The 16,148-nt window shown below is 64.2% G+C and carries 17 protein-coding genes; 4 read left to right on the forward strand and 13 right to left on the reverse strand.

From position 1 onward, the window contains the following. Nucleotides 1-75: 75 nt before the first annotated feature. Nucleotides 76-777: a metallophosphoesterase family protein gene (locus NKI06_RS19690; protein WP_352841641.1), complete on the reverse strand. Its 702-nt coding sequence runs from the start codon at nt 775-777 to the stop codon at nt 76-78. A gap of 71 nt (nt 778-848) precedes the next feature. Further along, nucleotides 849-2,756, reverse strand: coding sequence for a propionyl-CoA synthetase (locus NKI06_RS19695; RefSeq protein ID WP_352859008.1), 1,908 nt, complete (start codon nt 2,754-2,756; stop codon nt 849-851). A gap of 218 nt (nt 2,757-2,974) precedes the next feature. Between NKI06_RS19695 and NKI06_RS19700 the strand changes: the two genes are divergently transcribed. From NKI06_RS19700 to NKI06_RS19715, 4 genes are all read left to right on the forward strand, one after another. Beyond that, complete coding sequence (locus NKI06_RS19700) at nt 2,975-3,754, forward strand: DUF2259 domain-containing protein (RefSeq protein ID WP_245264497.1); 780 nt, start codon at nt 2,975-2,977, stop codon at nt 3,752-3,754. 501 nt (nt 3,755-4,255) lie between these two features. Beyond that, nucleotides 4,256-4,543 carry a PqqD family protein gene (locus NKI06_RS19705; RefSeq protein ID WP_023684213.1) on the forward strand — a complete coding sequence of 96 codons (288 nt, stop codon included), beginning with the start codon at nt 4,256-4,258 and terminating at the stop codon, nt 4,541-4,543. Continuing rightward, entirely contained in the window at nt 4,543-4,977 is a 435-nt protein-coding gene (locus NKI06_RS19710) for a lasso peptide biosynthesis B2 protein (protein WP_023668789.1), read from the forward strand. The genes NKI06_RS19705 and NKI06_RS19710 overlap by 1 nt, the downstream gene beginning before the upstream one ends. Continuing rightward, nucleotides 4,974-5,969, forward strand: coding sequence for a serine kinase (locus tag NKI06_RS19715; protein WP_352986776.1), 996 nt, complete (start codon nt 4,974-4,976; stop codon nt 5,967-5,969). Before NKI06_RS19710 ends, NKI06_RS19715 begins: the two co-directional genes overlap by 4 nt. A gap of 8 nt (nt 5,970-5,977) precedes the next feature. Here the strand turns inward: NKI06_RS19715 and NKI06_RS19720 are convergent, their stop codons facing one another. The 11 genes from NKI06_RS19720 to NKI06_RS19770 form a co-directional block, all read right to left on the reverse strand. Next, nucleotides 5,978-7,003, reverse strand: coding sequence for a nucleotidyltransferase family protein (locus NKI06_RS19720; protein ID WP_023668787.1), 1,026 nt, complete (start codon nt 7,001-7,003; stop codon nt 5,978-5,980). A 448-nt stretch (nt 7,004-7,451) separates the two neighbouring features. Next, a complete protein-coding gene (gene dhaK, locus NKI06_RS19725) occupies nt 7,452-8,438 on the reverse strand; it encodes a dihydroxyacetone kinase subunit DhaK (protein WP_023668785.1) in 987 nt (328 codons plus the stop codon). Between the two features lie 22 nt (nt 8,439-8,460). Then, complete coding sequence (locus tag NKI06_RS19730) at nt 8,461-8,886, reverse strand: hypothetical protein (RefSeq protein ID WP_023668784.1); 426 nt, start codon at nt 8,884-8,886, stop codon at nt 8,461-8,463. Between the two features lie 10 nt (nt 8,887-8,896). After that, nucleotides 8,897-10,483 (reverse strand): phosphoenolpyruvate--protein phosphotransferase, encoded by a 1,587-nt coding sequence (gene ptsP, locus NKI06_RS19735; RefSeq protein WP_352986778.1) that lies wholly within the window; start codon nt 10,481-10,483, stop codon nt 8,897-8,899. After that, nucleotides 10,467-10,769, reverse strand: a complete 303-nt coding sequence (locus tag NKI06_RS19740) for an HPr family phosphocarrier protein (protein WP_352986780.1) — start codon at nt 10,767-10,769, stop codon at nt 10,467-10,469. The genes ptsP and NKI06_RS19740 overlap by 17 nt, the downstream gene beginning before the upstream one ends. A 21-nt stretch (nt 10,770-10,790) precedes the next feature. Continuing rightward, the gene (dhaM, locus tag NKI06_RS19745; RefSeq protein ID WP_023746630.1) at nt 10,791-11,180 is read right to left on the reverse strand and encodes a dihydroxyacetone kinase phosphoryl donor subunit DhaM; all 390 of its coding nucleotides are present in this window, start codon (nt 11,178-11,180) and stop codon (nt 10,791-10,793) included. Continuing rightward, a complete protein-coding gene (gene dhaL, locus NKI06_RS19750) occupies nt 11,177-11,779 on the reverse strand; it encodes a dihydroxyacetone kinase subunit DhaL (RefSeq protein ID WP_352986783.1) in 603 nt (200 codons plus the stop codon). The genes dhaM and dhaL overlap by 4 nt, the downstream gene beginning before the upstream one ends. Nucleotides 11,780-11,849: 70 nt before the next feature. Next, on the reverse strand, nt 11,850-13,493 hold the full coding sequence (locus NKI06_RS19755; protein WP_352986785.1) for a dihydroxyacetone kinase subunit DhaK: 1,644 nt from the start codon (nt 13,491-13,493) through the stop codon (nt 11,850-11,852). Nucleotides 13,494-13,553: 60 nt separating this feature from the next. Next, a complete protein-coding gene (locus NKI06_RS19760) occupies nt 13,554-14,567 on the reverse strand; it encodes an ABC transporter ATP-binding protein (RefSeq protein WP_023694183.1) in 1,014 nt (337 codons plus the stop codon). Beyond that, nucleotides 14,560-15,672, reverse strand: a complete 1,113-nt coding sequence (locus NKI06_RS19765; protein WP_352445215.1) for an ABC transporter ATP-binding protein — start codon at nt 15,670-15,672, stop codon at nt 14,560-14,562. Before NKI06_RS19765 ends, NKI06_RS19760 begins: the two co-directional genes overlap by 8 nt. 2 nt (nt 15,673-15,674) lie before the next feature. Next, nucleotides 15,675-15,878, reverse strand: coding sequence for a hypothetical protein (locus NKI06_RS19770; RefSeq protein WP_023694181.1), 204 nt, complete (start codon nt 15,876-15,878; stop codon nt 15,675-15,677). Between the last annotated feature and the right edge of the window lie 270 nt (nt 15,879-16,148).

Here is a 16,148-nt window from a genome sequence, read left to right on the forward strand (position 1 = left end):
TCCTGAAAAGGAGCGTGATCCGGAAAAGCGGATCCGGTTTTCGGAAAGGATCACGCTCAAACGAAGAACGGCAGGTCAGGAAAAGATCAGCTTGCCGAATTTACCCGCGATCCTGAGCGCTGTCAGCCGGCCGCTTTGAAAGGCGCCGGTGTCGATGCCGAGCCTTCGCCCGTCAAGCCTGGGGATATCGACCGGCGTGTGCCCATGCACCACAAAGCGGTCGAGCAGATGGGCGGCGTTGAAGAACTCGTCGCGGATGTTGAGCAGGTCCTGCTCATCCTGTTGGACCAGGTCGATACCCGGCCTGATGCCGGCATGGACGAAAACGAATTTATCCGAACAGAGCAGCACCGGCAGGCTGCGCAGAAAGTCGATATGGCTGGCCGGAATGACTTCCTTCACGCGCCGGTCGACCTCGTCGCTCGAGGCATAGAGGCTGGCAAGCCGCGCCGGATCGACCCCATAGGAAAACAGCGTCTCGCGGCCGCCGACCGCCAGCCAGCGGTCCCGCGACAGATATCCGTCGAGATAGTTCAGCATCGCCACTTCGTGGTTTCCCGCCAGGCAGACGCGCAGGAACCCTGTTGGCGGTAGCGCCAAGACATGGTCGAGCACGCGCGCCGATTGCGGCCCGCGATCGATATAGTCGCCGAGCATGACGATAATCTTGCGGCCGCGAAATTGCAGCGCGTCGAGCTGGATCTTCTGCTCCAGCGACAACAATTCCTTGTAGCAGCCATGCACGTCGCCGATCGCGTAGACGACGGTGTCGTCCATATCCATTTCCAGGCGCTCGCGCGGCGCCGGCCGGGGAGGTCTGGACCGCTGAAACAACGCCACTGGGGCCGTCAGACCCCGATGCCGCGGGCTTTGAGCGCCGCGGTGATCTCGTCAAGAATGGCGGGATCGTCGATGGTCGCCGGCATCGTCCATTCTTCCTTGTCGGCGATCTTCTGCATGGTGCCGCGCAGGATCTTGCCGGAGCGCGTCTTGGGCAGGCGCTTGATCGTCACCACCGTCTTGAAGGCGGCGACCGGGCCGATCCGTTCGCGCACCAGCCCCACCACTTCGCCTTCGATAGCAGCAGTATCGCGCGACACACCGGCATTGAGCACGACGAAGCCGAGCGGAACTTGGCCCTTCATCACATCGGCGACGCCGATGACGGCGCATTCGGCAACATCGGGATGCGCTGAAAGCACCTCCTCCATGGCCCCGGTCGACAGCCGGTGTCCGGCGACATTGATGATGTCGTCTGTGCGCGCCATGACATAGAGGTAGCCGTCCTCGTCGATCATGCCGGCATCGGCCGTCTTGTAGAAGCCGGGAAATTCCTCGAGATAGGCTTGCCGGAAACGCTCGTCGGCATTCCACAGCGTCGGCAGGCAGCCGGCCGGCAGCGGCAGTTTCACCACCACATTGCCAAGTGTGCCGCGCGGCACTTCATGGCCGGCATCGTCGAGCACGCGAATGTCGTAGCCCGGCATCGGCACGCCGGGCGAGCCGTATTTCACCGGCAGCAGGCCGAGGCCCGCCGGGTTGATGGTCATCGGCGAGCCGGTCTCGGTCTGCCACCAATGATCGACCACCGGCACGTTGAGTTTCTGCTCCGCCCATTTGATGGTTTCCGGGTCTGCGCGTTCGCCGGCCAGGAACAGAGTGCGGAATTTCGACAGATCGTAATTCGGCACGAATTCGCCCTTGGGGTCCTGCCCCTTGATGGCGCGGAAGGCCGTCGGCGCGGTGAACAGCGCGACCACGCCGTGTTCTGCGATCACCCGCCAATAGGTGCCGGCGTCGGGTGTGCCGATCGGCTTGCCCTCGAACAGCACGCTTGTCGCACCATGCAGCAGCGGTCCGTAAACGATGTAGGAATGGCCGACCACCCAGCCGACATCGGAGGCCGCCCAGAATACTTCGCCCGGTCTGACGCCGAACTCGTTTTCCATCGTCCATTTGAGCGCGACCATGTGGCCGCCATTGTCGCGCACGATGCCCTTAGGCTGGCCGGTCGTGCCGGAGGTGTAGATGATGTAGAGCGGGTCGGTGGCGAGCACCGGAACGCAATCGACGTTGGCGCCCGCGGCGCGCTCGCGGGCAACGGCGTCGGCAAAATCGATATCGTAATGCTCCCTCAGATCGCAGCGCAGCTGGTCGCGCTGCAGGATCAGGCAGGCGTCCGGCTTGTGGCGGGACATTTCGATCGCCTTGTCGAGCAGCGGCTTGTAGGCCACGACACGTCCAGGCTCCAGGCCGCAGGACGCGGAGATGACCAGCTTTGGCTTGGCGTCGTCGATGCGGGTGGCGAGCTCGTGCGAGGCAAAGCCGCCGAACACCACCGAATGCACCGCGCCGATGCGGGCACAGGCAAGCATCGCGACCGCCGCTTCGGCCACCATCGGCATGTAGATGATGACGCGGTCGCCTTTGCGAATGCCGCGGTTCTTGAGCACCGAAGTCAGCGCTACCACTTCGCGCTTCAATTCGGCATAGGTGAATTTCTTGACCGTGCCGGTGATCGCGCTGTCGTAGATAAGTGCGATCTGGTCGGCGCGGCCGCCTGCGACATGGCGATCGAGAGCGTTGAAGCAGGTGTTGCAGCTGGCGCCGTTGAACCAGCGCCCGTAAACGCCCGCCTTGGCATCGAAGACGCTGGTCCACGGCGAATACCAGTCGATCGCCTCGGCCGCATCGGCCCAGAATTGTTCCGGGTCGCGTTTCCAGCCGTCATAGACCTCGTGGTAGCGTGACGCCATTCATCCCTCCTCGGGAAAACTCTCTATCTTGCAATAGCCTATGCGGGTTTTCCCGGCCACGTCTTTCCCCAAATGCCATGTCTTTCCCGAAATTTGGGGCTTGGCCGATCTCGCCTTGGCCATAAATTGCAGGCACCATGGCCGGGTTTGAATTCGGGGCAGGGCGCGCAATGACGGTACGATACGGGGTTGGATCTGCCGTTGGAGCAGCGCTGCTGTTGACGATCGTTTCCGCCGCCCAGGCCGGCGATGCCGCCGCGCGGCGCATCATCGGCTTTTCCCCCGACGGCAAATATTTCGCCTTCGAGCAATATGGCGAGCTCGACGCTGCCGTTTCCGGCTGGTCGCAGATCGACATCATCGACACAAGCACAGACGAGTTCGTCGGCGGCAAGCCGATCCTTGTCCTCGATGAATCGGAAGAGGCGACCACGACGGTGGAGCAGGCACGGGCGCAGGCCGCAAAGCAGGCCGCGCCAATCCTGGCCAAATACGGCATCGCCGAGCGCGGCACGCGCACGGCCTCCGACAGGTTCACCTTCCCGGACGACACGGTCGAGTACAACGACATCCCCCGCCTCGAGCAGGCCGCGCAGAAATGGCTGTCGCCGTTCTATGGCGAAACACCGATTTCGACCATCCAGCTCGATGAGATCCTTGCCGACAGCAAGGAGGATTGCTTGGCAAGCTTTGATGACGCCAAGCCAAGCGACCAGGTTCTTCCGGGCGACAAGACACTTCAAGGGGACAAGACGGGCAAGGCGCGCGGCTTCCGCCTGTCGCTGCAGGGGCAGGACGGCAAGCCGTTCAAGGTGCTGCACGAGGACAAGGCCGTGCCGGGCTCGCGCAACTGCCCGACTTCCTACAGCCTGTCGGAATCCTACGAATACACCCCGCCCGGCAGGCCGGCGGTAGTGGCGGTGCTGGTGCAGCGCTTCAGCCAGGGCTTCGAAGGACGCGACCGCCGCTTCATCGCCGTAACCGGCCAGGCACGCTAAGCCGCGGCGCGTCTTGTGGCAGGCAGAAAAAGCTCATGCGCCCGGAGAAAGCAGGGCGTTCGTGTCGGATATCAGTCTTAAAGCGGCAAGGCCGCCAGCATCAGCCCGACGCCACCCGCAATCAATATGGCGGCTGCCAACGCTTTTCGATGACGTTCGAACGCGGTCGGCGCCCGCTCCCAATTGTAACGCATACCCAATGCTCTCCCAAAACCCCGCGACTGCATAGCTTACTTTAGGTAAGAAAAGCAAGACCTTGACCCTGCGAGATAGCCGGCTTGACGGCTTGCGGCGGTGATTACCAGCTGCAATCACCGACTATTTCTGGGGTGCTTCCCTGTTTTAAGACCCGCCGTCTTCGGTTGCCTGTGTCGTGAGGATGGTGGCGTTGCCGGATTGCCACAGAACGGTCAGGCCGGCCTGTTCTCCCTCTCGTCCGCGCAATGGACAGACCCGCATCGCCACGCTATCTGCTCTCCAGGAAAATGGTGGAGGGGCTCCATGGCCCAAATCGGTTCTGAAATGGTTCTGCGGCTGGCGGACGACGCCTCGGTCCAGCATGTCGGCGATGGCGCCGTCGTGCTCTTGGCGCGCAGCGGCCAGCTTTACACCTGCAACGGCACCACCGAAGCCTTTCTCGACAAGGTGGACGGCGCCCGCAGCCTTGACCAGATCGTCGTCCTGTTGTCTGACGAGTTCGAGGTCGACAAGGGCACGCTCGACCAGGACATGGCGGCGCTGGCCGCCGAACTGGTGAGCGAAGGCATTCTCGCCGACCCGGCTCCCTGATGGTGGACGGCGTTCTCCTGCGCGCTTTGTTTCGTGTCCATTTATGGGCAAGCGCGCGGCTGATGCCGACCCTGATCGGCCGCCGCAGCTTCGAATCGGTGCTGAAATGGGCGCCGCTCAGCGCACCCACCCCTTATCGCGGCCTGTCGTCAGCCTACATCGTCGCTGCCGTCAACCGGACCGTCCGGCACCCCTGGCTGATGCGCGACCGCAGATGCCTGCGCGAGGGCCTGCTCGCCCACCGCTTCCTGCGCTTTGCCGGCTTCGATCCGGATCTGCGCTTCGGCGTCGATCCGAAGTCGATGCAGGCGCCGCGTATGTCTGCCCATTGCTGGGTCTGTCTCGATGGCCGCCCGGTGGTCTCGGACAGCCTCCCCGGCATGGTGCAGATCTATCGCCATCACGCCGATGCCGGAAAGGCGCACGCTGCTTGACCGGTCCGGCGACCACCTTCTGCTATGATCTCCAGGGCCAGGTCATCAGCATATCGGCCTCGCGGGCCGATCTCTGGCCGAGCTTCGACCTCTTGCTCGGCACGTTGCGCGTGAGCGGGCCGGTCGAGCCCGATTTCCACGTCGACATCGTCGAGACGCGGGAGTTACCGGAATCGCCTGCCGGAAAACTCGCTTTCGACGGCGAGGTGCCGGAGGACGGCCATTGCCGGCTGATCGACGGTGGCGGCACCGTTCATCTGGTCTTTCCCGGCCTGCAGACCGTCTCGATCAATGCCGATGGAGGCTGGGCCGAGATACGAGTCCATCCCGATGCCAAGGTCAAATGGACGGTGCTGATGATGGTGCTGGATGCAGCACTTGATGCCGGCGACCAGCACATGCTGCACACCGCCGGCCTGACATTGCCCGGCCGCGAGGCGCTCGTGCTGATCCATGCGCCGAGCGGCACCGGCAAGTCGACGACGTCGCTGGCGCTGGCGTCGCAAGGTTTCGGCCTGTGCTCGGATGACGCCATGATCCTCAAGGTTTTGGCCGGTGGCGGCATCACGGCCTGGGGCTTGCCGCGCAAGGTGAAGGTCCACCGCCACACCGCGGCAATGCTGCCCTTCGTGGCGCCTTGCCTTGGCGACAAATGGGACGCCAATGGCGAGCAGGCCGTCTCGCTGGAACGTCTCGCCGAGATCATCCGCATCGAGGAAACTGTCGGCAGACCGGTTGCGGCACTGTTTCATCTCGCCCGCTCGGCGGACGCGCAAACCCGGCTCGTGCCCATGACCAGGACAGACGCCATGGTGGCGCTTGCCACCGACAATGTCAGGACCGGCATGACCGGCCTTTTGCCGGCGCAGAAGCGCCGCATGGCAACCATCGCAACGCTGGTCAAAGCCGTCCCGACATTTACCCTGGAAGTCGGCGCGAACCCGGCCGAGGCGGCCCCGCTGATCCGCTCGGCGCTGGCGGCGCGGGACTAAAGCACACTTCAGGCAGAATGCGGCTTTGGCCTGGCGAGGCGCTGGATCCAGCGGAAGGCGTCGCGGCGCAGGCGCGAATGCATCTTGTCCCTGGAATTGACGCCGAGCAGCGTATCGCCGGTGATCAGCCATTTGGCCAAAAATATCGAGAGGTCGGGCTTGATGCGGTCGGCCAGTTCGATCGCGCGCGGTGCATCAAAGAGCCGCCCCGTCACATTGAGAACCGTCGCCAGTTCGAGCTCGATGCCGCTGATGCGCGCCGCCTCGAAAAGCCGGTCTTCATCCGCGGGCGACCGCAGCGCGCGCACGCCCTGCAGCACGTCGACGCAAAGCTGCAGCCGGTGGAACTTGTGCCCGCCGGCGGCGTGGACAATGGCGATGGTCAGCAGCGCGGCCGGCGTGTCGGCCTCGCTGCCGTCGATGATCTGCAATTCGCGAAAGCCCAGCGACAGCCGCCGCCGCATGCCGGAATCATGCACCAGGTTGCCGTGCAGTTCGATCAGCAGGCTGGTATTCTCCTTCTCCAGCCACTTGAACTCCTGCAGATCCTGCGACTGCGCCTCGCCGCTCCAGAGCTCGAAGCCGCATCCGGCAATCACCGTGTTGGCTTCAATGATGCTGGCCGGCTCGACCAGAATGTCGATGTCGGTGAACGGCCGGTCAGCGGCGTGGCGGTAAAGTTTGCGTGCGAAGACCGGACCCTTGACGATGCGGGCCGGAACATTTTTCGCCGCCAATGCCTTCATGATGCGGTCGCCATGATATTGCAGCAGCATCGATTGGCCGGTCGCCAGCGTCGAGCGATCACGCAGTTCCGACAGCTTTTGCCGCAAGGCTGCGTCCGCAGGCAGTTGGGCGTCGCCGATCTCGCTGAGCTTGCGCAGCATGATCGGCAGCACGCCGTGGAACTCGGCATTGGCGAGCAGTGCCAGCAAGCTTTCGGCAGCAACGTCACGGCCAATGGCAACCGTCGCCTCCGGGTCGGCGAAGGTCAGCAGCAGTTTTTCATCGGCAGGCGCAAGAGATGGCAGCATCAAACCCGGATTGCGTTCGCCCACATCAGCAATTCCCGTCCGGAATTGCGTCAAACAACCAACTCAGAGGAGCGTATGTTGCAGAAAAGCATGCATGAAGCCAGCGTGTGGTGGCAGAACCAGCTCATGAATTGACTTTCCACGGTTTCGGTCCATTCTTTTGCACTGGACTGAAAAGGGTGTTTGGAATGGCCAAGAAAAAGTATGAAGCGCCCGTGCTGCGCAAGGCAGGAAAGTTGTCCAGCGTGGTGGCCGGGCCGTCGCTGCCGATACCGCGATAAGACTTCTACGGCTTCGGTTTGGATGAAGCCGGAGCGGTCGGCCGCAAGGCAAGCCGCGCTGCAGGCGGGCAATCTGTCGGCGTGACTGCGGGTAACGGTCCGTCCGGTCCCGCAGGCTAAGGCAAGTTCATAAGCCGCCTGTTCGGGATATGGGCAAGGCCCCTCCGTTACAGTCCCCAGCGCAGCGCGGCTGTGTGCACCGGCGCGTCCCACATTGACGTTGCCTCGTCATCCAGCATGGTCAGCGTGATCGAGCAGCCGGCCATGTCGAGCGATGTCACGTAGGACCCGACCAGCGAGCGGGTCACCGTCACGCCCTGTTTTTCGAAGATGTTTCGGGCGCTGTTGTACATCAGATAGAGCTCCATCAGCGGCGTGCCGCCAAAGCCGTTGATGAACAACAGTGCCGGGCCTTTCGCCCTGTCGCCGAGATCGCCCAGGATAGCGGCGCAAATCTCTTCGGCGATCGCATCGGCGCTTTTCAACGTGTCGCGACGCCGGCCGGGCTCGCCATGAATGCCGACGCCGAATTCCATCTCGCCATCACCAATCTCGAAGGTCGGCCTGCCGGCCGCCGGCACCGTGCAACTGGTCAGCGCCACGCCCATCGAACGCGTCGCGCTGTTGATGCGACCGCCGAGCGCCTTGAGATCCGCCAGCGCCATGCCTTGCTCGGCGGCGGCGCCGACGATCTTCTCCACCACCAGCGTGCCGGCGACGCCGCGCCGGCCGGTCGTAAAGGACGAATTCTCGACGGCGACGTCATCATTGATCACCACCTGCAGGACGCCGTCGGCCATTTCGCCGGCCATGTCGAAATTCATCACGTCGCCTTCATAGTTCTTGACGATGAACAGGCAGCCGGCGCCGGTATCGACGGCGGCGGCCGCCGCCAGTATCTGGTCCGGCGTTGGCGAGGTGAAGACCTGGCCGGGGCAGGCGGCGTCCAGCATGCCGTGACCGACAAAGCCGGCATGCAACGGCTCGTGGCCGGAACCGCCGCCCGAGATCAGCGCCACCTTCCCCGGCTTCATCACCTTGCGGCGAATGAATTTGTGCTCCTCGCCCAGCACCAGGATGTCGGCATGAGCTGCAACGAAGCCGTTGAGGCTTTCGGTCAGCACCGTGTCGACGGAATTCATAAACTTCTTCATGTGTCCTCCCGACACAACACGATCAGCCGCCACTCCTGCCGGTGATGCTGGTGATCTTCTGGATGAATTCGTTGATCGCCTTGTCGAGCGCTGCATTCTGCTTGTCGTCGCCGAAATCGGGCACGATCAGCGAGACATGCCGGGTCTTGCGCATGCCTGCCGCAACCGACATCTTGCCGGGATGCGCCAGATGATAGGCAGCCAGAAACTGATCGCGCTCGGCCGGACTGAAATGGCAGACCGAAAAAATAGCCGGCAGATGTTTTGATGGGATCGGGGTCGAATAGGCCGCGCTGGAAATCTGGGTGACGAAGCTGCGGTGCTTGCCAAGCGCATCGGCAAGGCGCTGGCGCATGCCCGACGGACGCTGGTCGATGACCTGCGACAGGATCGTCTTGTAGGCGCGGATCGCCTCTTCGGAGCCGGCTTCTGGTGTCTTGTCGGCCATCTCAGTCACCCTAGACCGAAACATCTGAGATGGCCGCCTTGGCCATGGCGAGTTGGGCGGGAGCCACCGAGAGATCCCGCAGGCCGGCCTCGAGCAGTGCCGGGATCGATGCCGGATCGCCGCCGGCATCGCCGCACAGGCTGACTGGGATTTTCGCGCGCAGGCCGAACGCGGTCACCCCCGCGATCAACCGCAGCACGGCAGGATGACGCACCGAATTGAGGTGTGCCACGGCAGCGTTGTCGCGGGCGGCGGCCATAACATATTGGGTCAGATCGTTCGAACCGATCGAGAAGAAGGCGACATCGGCGAACGCTTCCGGCGCGATCGCCACCGACGGCACCTCGACCATGATCCCGAGCGGCGGCATTTTGTACGCTACGCCGCGCGCGGCAAGCCCGGCCTGCTCCTCCACGAACAGAGCGGCGGCGCGTTGGTACTCCTCCGCGACGGCGATCATCGGAAACATCACCTTCAGATTGCCGTGCACCGCCGCGCGCAGCAGCGCCCTGATCTGTACGCGAAACACCTCCGGCCTTGCCAGCGACAGCCTGATGCCGCGCAGGCCGAGGAACGGGTTGCTCTCCTCGACGGTGAAGCCCGGCACCGGCTTGTCGCCGCCGGCGTCGACGGTACGGATGGTCACCGGCTTGTCGCCTGCCCATTCCAGCACCTTGCGATAGGCCTGGTATTGCGTCTCCTCGTCCGGCGGCGCCTTGCCGAACAGGAATTCGGTGCGCATCAGCCCGACGCCATCACAGGTCGAGATGTCGATGCCATCGACCTCGGACGGATCGGCGATGTTGACCTGCACGCGCACCGTCGTGCCGGCCCGGGTTACCGCCGGTTTCGCGAGATAGTGTCGGGCCTTGTCTCGATGTGCCACAAACGAGGACGAGGACCGGTGGAACGCTTCGATCTCGGTCGTCGTCGGCGAAACCACGATACCGCCATGCTCCGCATCGAGCAGAGCCAGACCGACGGGATCAGCCGGCGAAGCGCCAAGCCCCACCACCATCGGCACACCGCGCGAGCGCGCCAGCATGGCGACGTGGCTGGCGGCGCTGCCGGCCCTCAGCGCGATGCCGCCGCCGGTGCTCCAGTCGGTCTCGAGAAAGCGCGTCGGCGCGATGTCCTCGCCATAGAGAATGGCGCCCGCTGGTGGAGCGCTCTCCTGCTCCTCGGTAAGGGCGCGCAGCACGCGGTCGCGGATATCGCTGATATCGGCGGCGCGAGCCCGGAAATAGTCCTGGTCTGACGTTTCGTAGCCGGAGATCTCGGCGTCCAGCGCCTGTCGCCAGGCCATGTCAGCCGGCATGCCGGACGCGATCGCGGCAAAAGCCGGGCCGGTCAGTGCCTCGTCCCCAAGCATGGCGAGCTGGAATTCGAGAATGCCGGCGGCCTCGTCATCGGCGGTTTCGATCAGGGTCGCGAGCCGGTCCGTCGCGCTGGCGATAGCTGCTTCCAATGCGGCCTTCTCGTCCGCGGCGCTCGCCTTGCCTGAGTAGCGCGCAGTGCCGTTGTCGAGGTTGAACAACGGCCCCTCGGCATAGCCGGCCGAGGCCGAAATGCCTTGCAGCCTAAGCGGTTCGGGCATGGCCCGCATCCTCGTCGAAACCGCGTCGCACCAGCTCGGCCAGCGCGCCGACCGCCTCGTCGGCGCCGTCGCCTGTGGCCCGGATGTGCAGCATGGTGCCTTTCGGCGCCCTGGCCGCCATCACCTTGACGATGCTCTTGGCGTCGAACCATGGGCCGTTGGCGGCAAGCGCAATCTCCACCTCGGCGGCAAAGCTCTTGGCAAGCTTGGTGAACTTCACCGAAGGGCGCGCGTGCAGACCTACCTCGTGGGTGATCAGGACGGTGGCCTCGGCAAATGCGGACATGCGTTCAAAATTCCCGTTCACTCACGACGGCGACAATTCATGCGCCGTCGCCACCACTTCCTTCAGTGAGGCCCCGCCGGACGCCTCCGTCGCAGCCATCACCGCGCCTTCGACGATCGGCGCGTTGCAGACGACGATCTTCTGCGCCCGCGGCTCGCCGATCATTTCCACCGCCATTTCCGAATTGGTCTCGGCGCCGCCGAGATCGACCAGTATGGCGACGCCCGCCTCCGACCACGCCTTGTCGATGGCGCCTATGATCGCTTCGACGCTGGTGCCGAGCCCGCCATGGCCGTTTCCGCCGCACCATGCAAGCGGCACTTCGTCGCCCACCATCTGCCGCACCATGTCGGCCGTGCCTTCGGCAACCAGCGGCGAATGCGAGACGATGACGATGCCGACATTGCTCATGCTTGGCCCTCGACGGTTTCGGCGACGGTCCGCACCAGCAGCGCCACAGAGCGTCCGCCGGCATCCATATGACCGATTGAGCGGTCGCCGAGGAATGAGGCGCGACCGCGTGTTGCCTTCATCGGCACGGTCGCCTCGGCAGCCACGTCGGCGATATCTGCAATTTCCATGGCCGTCTTTCCTTCGACCAACGCGTCCTGCACAGGTTGCAGCACATCGAGCATGGTCTTTTGACCAACCTGGGATTTGCCTCTGGCGGCCACAGCTTCGATTGCCTTGCCGAAAGCAGCCGCCAGCTTGGCACGATCCAGCTCTCCCGAAATCTCCTTGCCGAGCGCCAGGAACAATGTACCGAAGAGCGGCCCGGATGCACCGCCGACCGTCATCACCAGCTTGGTGCCGATCGCCTTCAGCGCCTCGGGCAGCGGCTTTGCAGCGAACGCCCCGGCATCGGCGCGCACAGCCTCGAAGCCGCGCTTCATGTTCAGCCCATGGTCACCGTCGCCGATGGCCTGGTCGAGCGCGGTCAACTCTTCCGAGTGAGCGGCGATCGTGTCCGCGGCGGCGGTGATCAGCCTGGCAAGGTCGAACGCTGCCATGTCCAGATTCCCGGTTTCGATCCTGCCGGCAGTATCGCAAGAGTTTTCATTCGACAATCGAAGCATGCCGTCAGGCCGTTGCATGCAGCGCGGCGGCGGCCGCGAACACTTCGGCCACGGCATGGGCGCCAGGGTCGACTACGCCCTGCAATTTGGTGCCAACATAGGCGGAGCGTCCGGCCTTCGCCTTCTCCATGGCAGCGGTCGCCTCGGCGCCGTGCCGTGCCGCTGTAGCCGCGGCATCCAGCCCCTTGGCATCGAGCGCCTTCAGCGCCGGCTCCAAGGCATCGACCATGGTGCGGTCGCCGACCTTGGCGCCACCGTAAAAAGTCATGCGGTCAAGCCCGGCAAGCAGCGCCTTGGACAGGGTTGCTCCGCCGTTCGAAGCCTGAGCCGCCGCCGTGAAGAAGATCGACAGCAAGACGCCTGAGGAGCCGCCCATTGCGACGCCCAGACTATCGCCTATAGCCGCAAGCGTGGCGGCCGGGTCGGCCAGCGGCAGCGCATCGAGCCGTTCCAGCACGCTGCGCGCGCCGGTCGCAACCGTCGAACCGGTATCGCCATCGCCCGCCTTGGCGTCGAGCCCGTTCAGTGTCTCTTCGAGCGCGATCAGCCGTTCGCAGACCGTGACGATCAAACGCCTGGTGCCGGAATCCTGGCTGGCCCTTTGGGCTGCGCTGTTTCCAGCCGCTTTCGCCATAGGCACGATAGCCGGCGCGACGACGGTTTTGGCCGGCATCCAGGCATGTGGGCCGACAGGCGCCAGCAAGGCTGCCTCGCGCGCCGCATCGAGCTTGATCAGCGACAGCGAAAAACCGTTCATGTTGAGCGCCGTCATCAGCGGTCCTGGGCCGATCGCAAGCTTCACGGTCTTGGCCAGCGGCGAGGCCAGCACGGCATTGGCGACCAGCGACATTTCGAGCGGCGGCACCGAGCCGAGATTGTTGATGAGCAACGCGTGGCTGGCGTTCGGGTCGAGCCGCACCGCCAGCCGCTCCGCCATGATCGCCACAAATCTGTCGGCGCTCTGCACGGCGATGCGCTCGACGCCCGGCTCGCCATGGATGCCGAGGCCGAGTTCGCCGTCATTTTCGCCGAACCGCTCTTCATGTGGCTGGCCGGGGATCGAGCAGGACGACAGCGACATGCCGAGCGAGATGATGTCCTTCGCCGCCACGCGAGCCGCTGTCGCGATCGCTGTCAGACCGCTTCCCGTCTCCGACAAATGGCCTGATATCTTGTGCACGAACAAGGTGCCGGCGACGCCGCGCGGCTGGTTGATACCCGGCAGGGCGATGTCGTCGGCAACGATCGCCATCTCGACGCGAAACCCTTCGGCGCGCGCTTTCTCGGCCGCCAGGCCGAAATTGAGCCGGTCGCCGGTGTAGTTCTTGACGATCAGCAGGCAGCCGGCCGGGCCGGTCACCGCGCGGATGGCGGCCAGCACCGCCTCGACGCTGGGCGAGGCGAAGATCTCGCCCGAAACCGCCGCCGTCAGCATGCCCTTGCCGACAAAGCCGGCATGGGACGGTTCGTGTCCGGCGCCGCCACCGGAGACGACGGCAACTTTCGCCTTGTCCCAGTCGGCGCGCAGCACAACCTTGATCTCGGGGTAACCGTCGAGGCGCGCGAGATCGCCGGAACCGATAGTCCGCAACAGCCCGTCCAGCGCCTCGGTGACGATCGTTTCCCTGCGGTTGAAAAAGTGCTTCATCGAATTCGTCCCGTATTCGCAATCGTCAGTCAGAAGCCGGCGTCTAGACCGCCGAAACCGTCACATCAGCCTTTGTCCGTCGGCGCCGAAATAGAGCGGCGAGCGGTAGCGGATCACCACTTTGTCGCCCTCGGCCAGATCCGTATCGGGGTCGGTGAGCGTCACCAGTTTCTTCGGGCCGACCGTAACATGCAGATGGTTCTGGTCCCCGAGATGTTCGACCCAGTCGACGACGCCGTCGGCATGGCCGTTTGCGGTCTTCTCGATCGACAGATGCTCGGTGCGCGCGCCGATGGTCTTGGTTCCGGTCGGCGCCCCACCATCAGGCAGCAGTCCCGCTGGCAGCAGATTGATCGCCGGCTGGCCGAGCCGTGCGGCGACATGAAGGTTTGCCGGCTCGGAATAGATGGTGCGCGGCGTGCCGATCTGCACCAGCACGCCATTGTTGAGGATGCCGATGCGGTCCGCCATGGTCATCGCCTCGATCTGGTCGTGCGTGACATAGAGCATGGTGGCGCCGAGCTCGGCTTGGATGCGCTTGAGTTCGAGCCTGAGATCGGCGCGCAATTTGGCGTCGAGCGACGACAGCGGCTCGTCCATCAAATAGATCGACGGCTTGCGCACCAGCGCGCGCCCAATGGCGACGCGCTGCATTTCGCCACCCGAAAGCTTGGTCGAGCGGTTGTTCAGCTTGTGGTGGATGCGCACCATCTTCGCCACCTCTTCGATGCGGCGGCGAATCTGGTCCTCCGGTACTTTCCGCGCTGGCGAACGCAGCGGGAAGGCGAGGTTGTCGTAGACCGACAGATGCGGGTAGAGCGAATATTGCTGGAACACGAAGGCGGTGTCGCGCTCGGCCGGCGACAGCGTCGTCGCATCGTGGCCGCCAATATGGATCGTGCCGCCATCCGGCCGCTCCAGTCCGGCGATCAATCTCAGCGTCGTCGTCTTGCCGGCGCCGGTCGGGCCGAGCAGCACGACGAATTCGCCATCGGCGATGTTAAGGTCGAGGCCATCGACGGCGACATGGTCGCCGAAGCTTTTGGTCACGCCCTTGATGTGCACGTCAGCCATGCTGCGCTCTCCCTTGAGAGGCGGTATCGTGGATCGCGGTGCGCACCGCCCGACCCGAGCCCTTGTCGAACAGCGACAGCCGCGCGCTGTTCAACGTCAGCCCGACATGATCGCCGGCAGCGAGCCGGATTTCGGCCGGCACCCGCGCCTTGATGATGCCGTCCGCCGTCTCCACCGCCACGATCTGCGTCGTGCCGAGATATTCGGTGCCATAGATGGCGCCGCGCAGTTTCGAGGCGTCGTCGAAGCGAATGTGTTCGGGGCGGATGCCGAGCGCCATGTCGGCCGGCGCGATATCCTCGCGCACTTCCGGCACCGCCACCTTGGCGCCTTGCACTACGATCTCCTTCGCCCCCTTCGCCAATCCGCCGTCAAAGCCGAGAAAGTTCATTGGCGGCGAGCCAATGAAATCGGCGACGAACATGGTTGCCGGGCGGTCGTAGATTTCGCGCGGGCTGCCGAACTGTTCGATGACGCCATGGTTCATGACGGCGATCTTGTCGGCCATCGACATCGCTTCCATCTGGTCGTGCGTGACATAGACGGTGGTGGCGTGGATGCGGTTGTGCAGCTCGCGCAGCTCATGCACCATCAGATCGCGGAATTCGGTGTCGAGCGTGCCGAGCGGCTCGTCCATCAGGAAGCATTTTGGCCGTCGCACGATGGCGCGACCGAGCGCCACGCGCTGGCGGTCACCGCCGGCAAGGCCCGAGACCGATTTGTTGAGCAGATGGTCGATGCGCAGCAGCTTCGCCGTTTCCTCGACACGGCTTCGAATCTCGGCCGAGGGCATGCCTTGCGCGAGAAGCGGGAAGCCGATGTTCTTGCGCACGTTCATATGCGGATAGAGCGCGAACAGCTGGAAGACGAAGGCGATGTCGCGTTCGCGCGCCCGGCGCATGGTGACGTCCTCGCCGCCGAGCAGGATCTGGCCGCCGGTCGGCAATTCGAGGCCGGCGACCATGCGCAGCGTCGTCGTCTTGCCGCAGCCCGAGGGACCAAGCATGACGAAGAACTCACCATCTTCGACGACGAAGCTGGAATCCTGCACCGCGACGAAATCGCCGAAGGCCTTTCTCAAATGTTGGACGCGGATTTCGGCCATGATTATTCCGGGAACTTCGAGACGATGATGAACATCACCGTGCCGGCGAGCATGGTGATGAAGGAGTAGGTGTAGAGCGCCAGCGCGAAGGGCTGGAACAGCATCAGGAAGCCGACGGCGATGAGCGCCGTCGCAATGTTTTCCATGAGGCCGCGCCGGGCCCAGCGAGGCCAGGATGACTTTTTGGAGATGGCTGGGCGCGTCATGCGTAGCTGCCTTCCTTCTGCCCGGCAACGGGGCGAGACGGTTGCCAGGTGGTTCCCTCACTCCGTCGCTGCTTCGCAGCGCCACCTCTCCCCCCTCCGGAGGGAGAGGAAGGCAGCCTGCCTGAATGAAGTTCGCGTCCTTCCTCTACCCCGTCGATCGGGGGAGAGGTGGGGGGGGGGGGCGGCCGGAGTGGTGGGCGGGGCGTCCGTCCCGAAAACATCAGTGCGGCACCCGACCGGTGGGGGGCGCGGGGTGGTGTTGAGGAAGCG

This window comes from Mesorhizobium sp. M0772, assembly GCF_040320135.1.
Lineage (GTDB): Bacteria > Pseudomonadota > Alphaproteobacteria > Rhizobiales > Rhizobiaceae > Mesorhizobium.

What these genes read in the sequence shown, in the direction of transcription:
- NKI06_RS19690 (WP_352841641.1), bottom strand. Translation starts at nt 777, where the DNA reads ATGGACGACACCGTCGTCTACGCGATCGGCGACGTGCATGGCTGCTAC.
- NKI06_RS19695 (WP_352859008.1), bottom strand. Translation starts at nt 2,756, where the DNA reads ATGGCGTCACGCTACCACGAGGTCTATGACGGCTGGAAACGCGACCCG.
- NKI06_RS19705 (WP_023684213.1), top strand. Translation starts at nt 4,256, where the DNA reads ATGGCCCAAATCGGTTCTGAAATGGTTCTGCGGCTGGCGGACGACGCC.
- NKI06_RS19710 (WP_023668789.1), top strand. Translation starts at nt 4,543, where the DNA reads ATGGTGGACGGCGTTCTCCTGCGCGCTTTGTTTCGTGTCCATTTATGG.
- NKI06_RS19720 (WP_023668787.1), bottom strand. Translation starts at nt 7,003, where the DNA reads ATGCTGCCATCTCTTGCGCCTGCCGATGAAAAACTGCTGCTGACCTTC.
- dhaK (WP_023668785.1), bottom strand. Translation starts at nt 8,438, where the DNA reads ATGAAGAAGTTTATGAATTCCGTCGACACGGTGCTGACCGAAAGCCTC.
- NKI06_RS19730 (WP_023668784.1), bottom strand. Translation starts at nt 8,886, where the DNA reads ATGGCCGACAAGACACCAGAAGCCGGCTCCGAAGAGGCGATCCGCGCC.
- ptsP (WP_352986778.1), bottom strand. Translation starts at nt 10,483, where the DNA reads ATGCCCGAACCGCTTAGGCTGCAAGGCATTTCGGCCTCGGCCGGCTAT.
- NKI06_RS19740 (WP_352986780.1), bottom strand. Translation starts at nt 10,769, where the DNA reads ATGTCCGCATTTGCCGAGGCCACCGTCCTGATCACCCACGAGGTAGGT.
- dhaM (WP_023746630.1), bottom strand. Translation starts at nt 11,180, where the DNA reads ATGAGCAATGTCGGCATCGTCATCGTCTCGCATTCGCCGCTGGTTGCC.
- dhaL (WP_352986783.1), bottom strand. Translation starts at nt 11,779, where the DNA reads ATGGCAGCGTTCGACCTTGCCAGGCTGATCACCGCCGCCGCGGACACG.
- NKI06_RS19755 (WP_352986785.1), bottom strand. Translation starts at nt 13,493, where the DNA reads ATGAAGCACTTTTTCAACCGCAGGGAAACGATCGTCACCGAGGCGCTG.
- NKI06_RS19760 (WP_023694183.1), bottom strand. Translation starts at nt 14,567, where the DNA reads ATGGCTGACGTGCACATCAAGGGCGTGACCAAAAGCTTCGGCGACCAT.
- NKI06_RS19765 (WP_352445215.1), bottom strand. Translation starts at nt 15,672, where the DNA reads ATGGCCGAAATCCGCGTCCAACATTTGAGAAAGGCCTTCGGCGATTTC.
- NKI06_RS19770 (WP_023694181.1), bottom strand. Translation starts at nt 15,878, where the DNA reads ATGACGCGCCCAGCCATCTCCAAAAAGTCATCCTGGCCTCGCTGGGCC.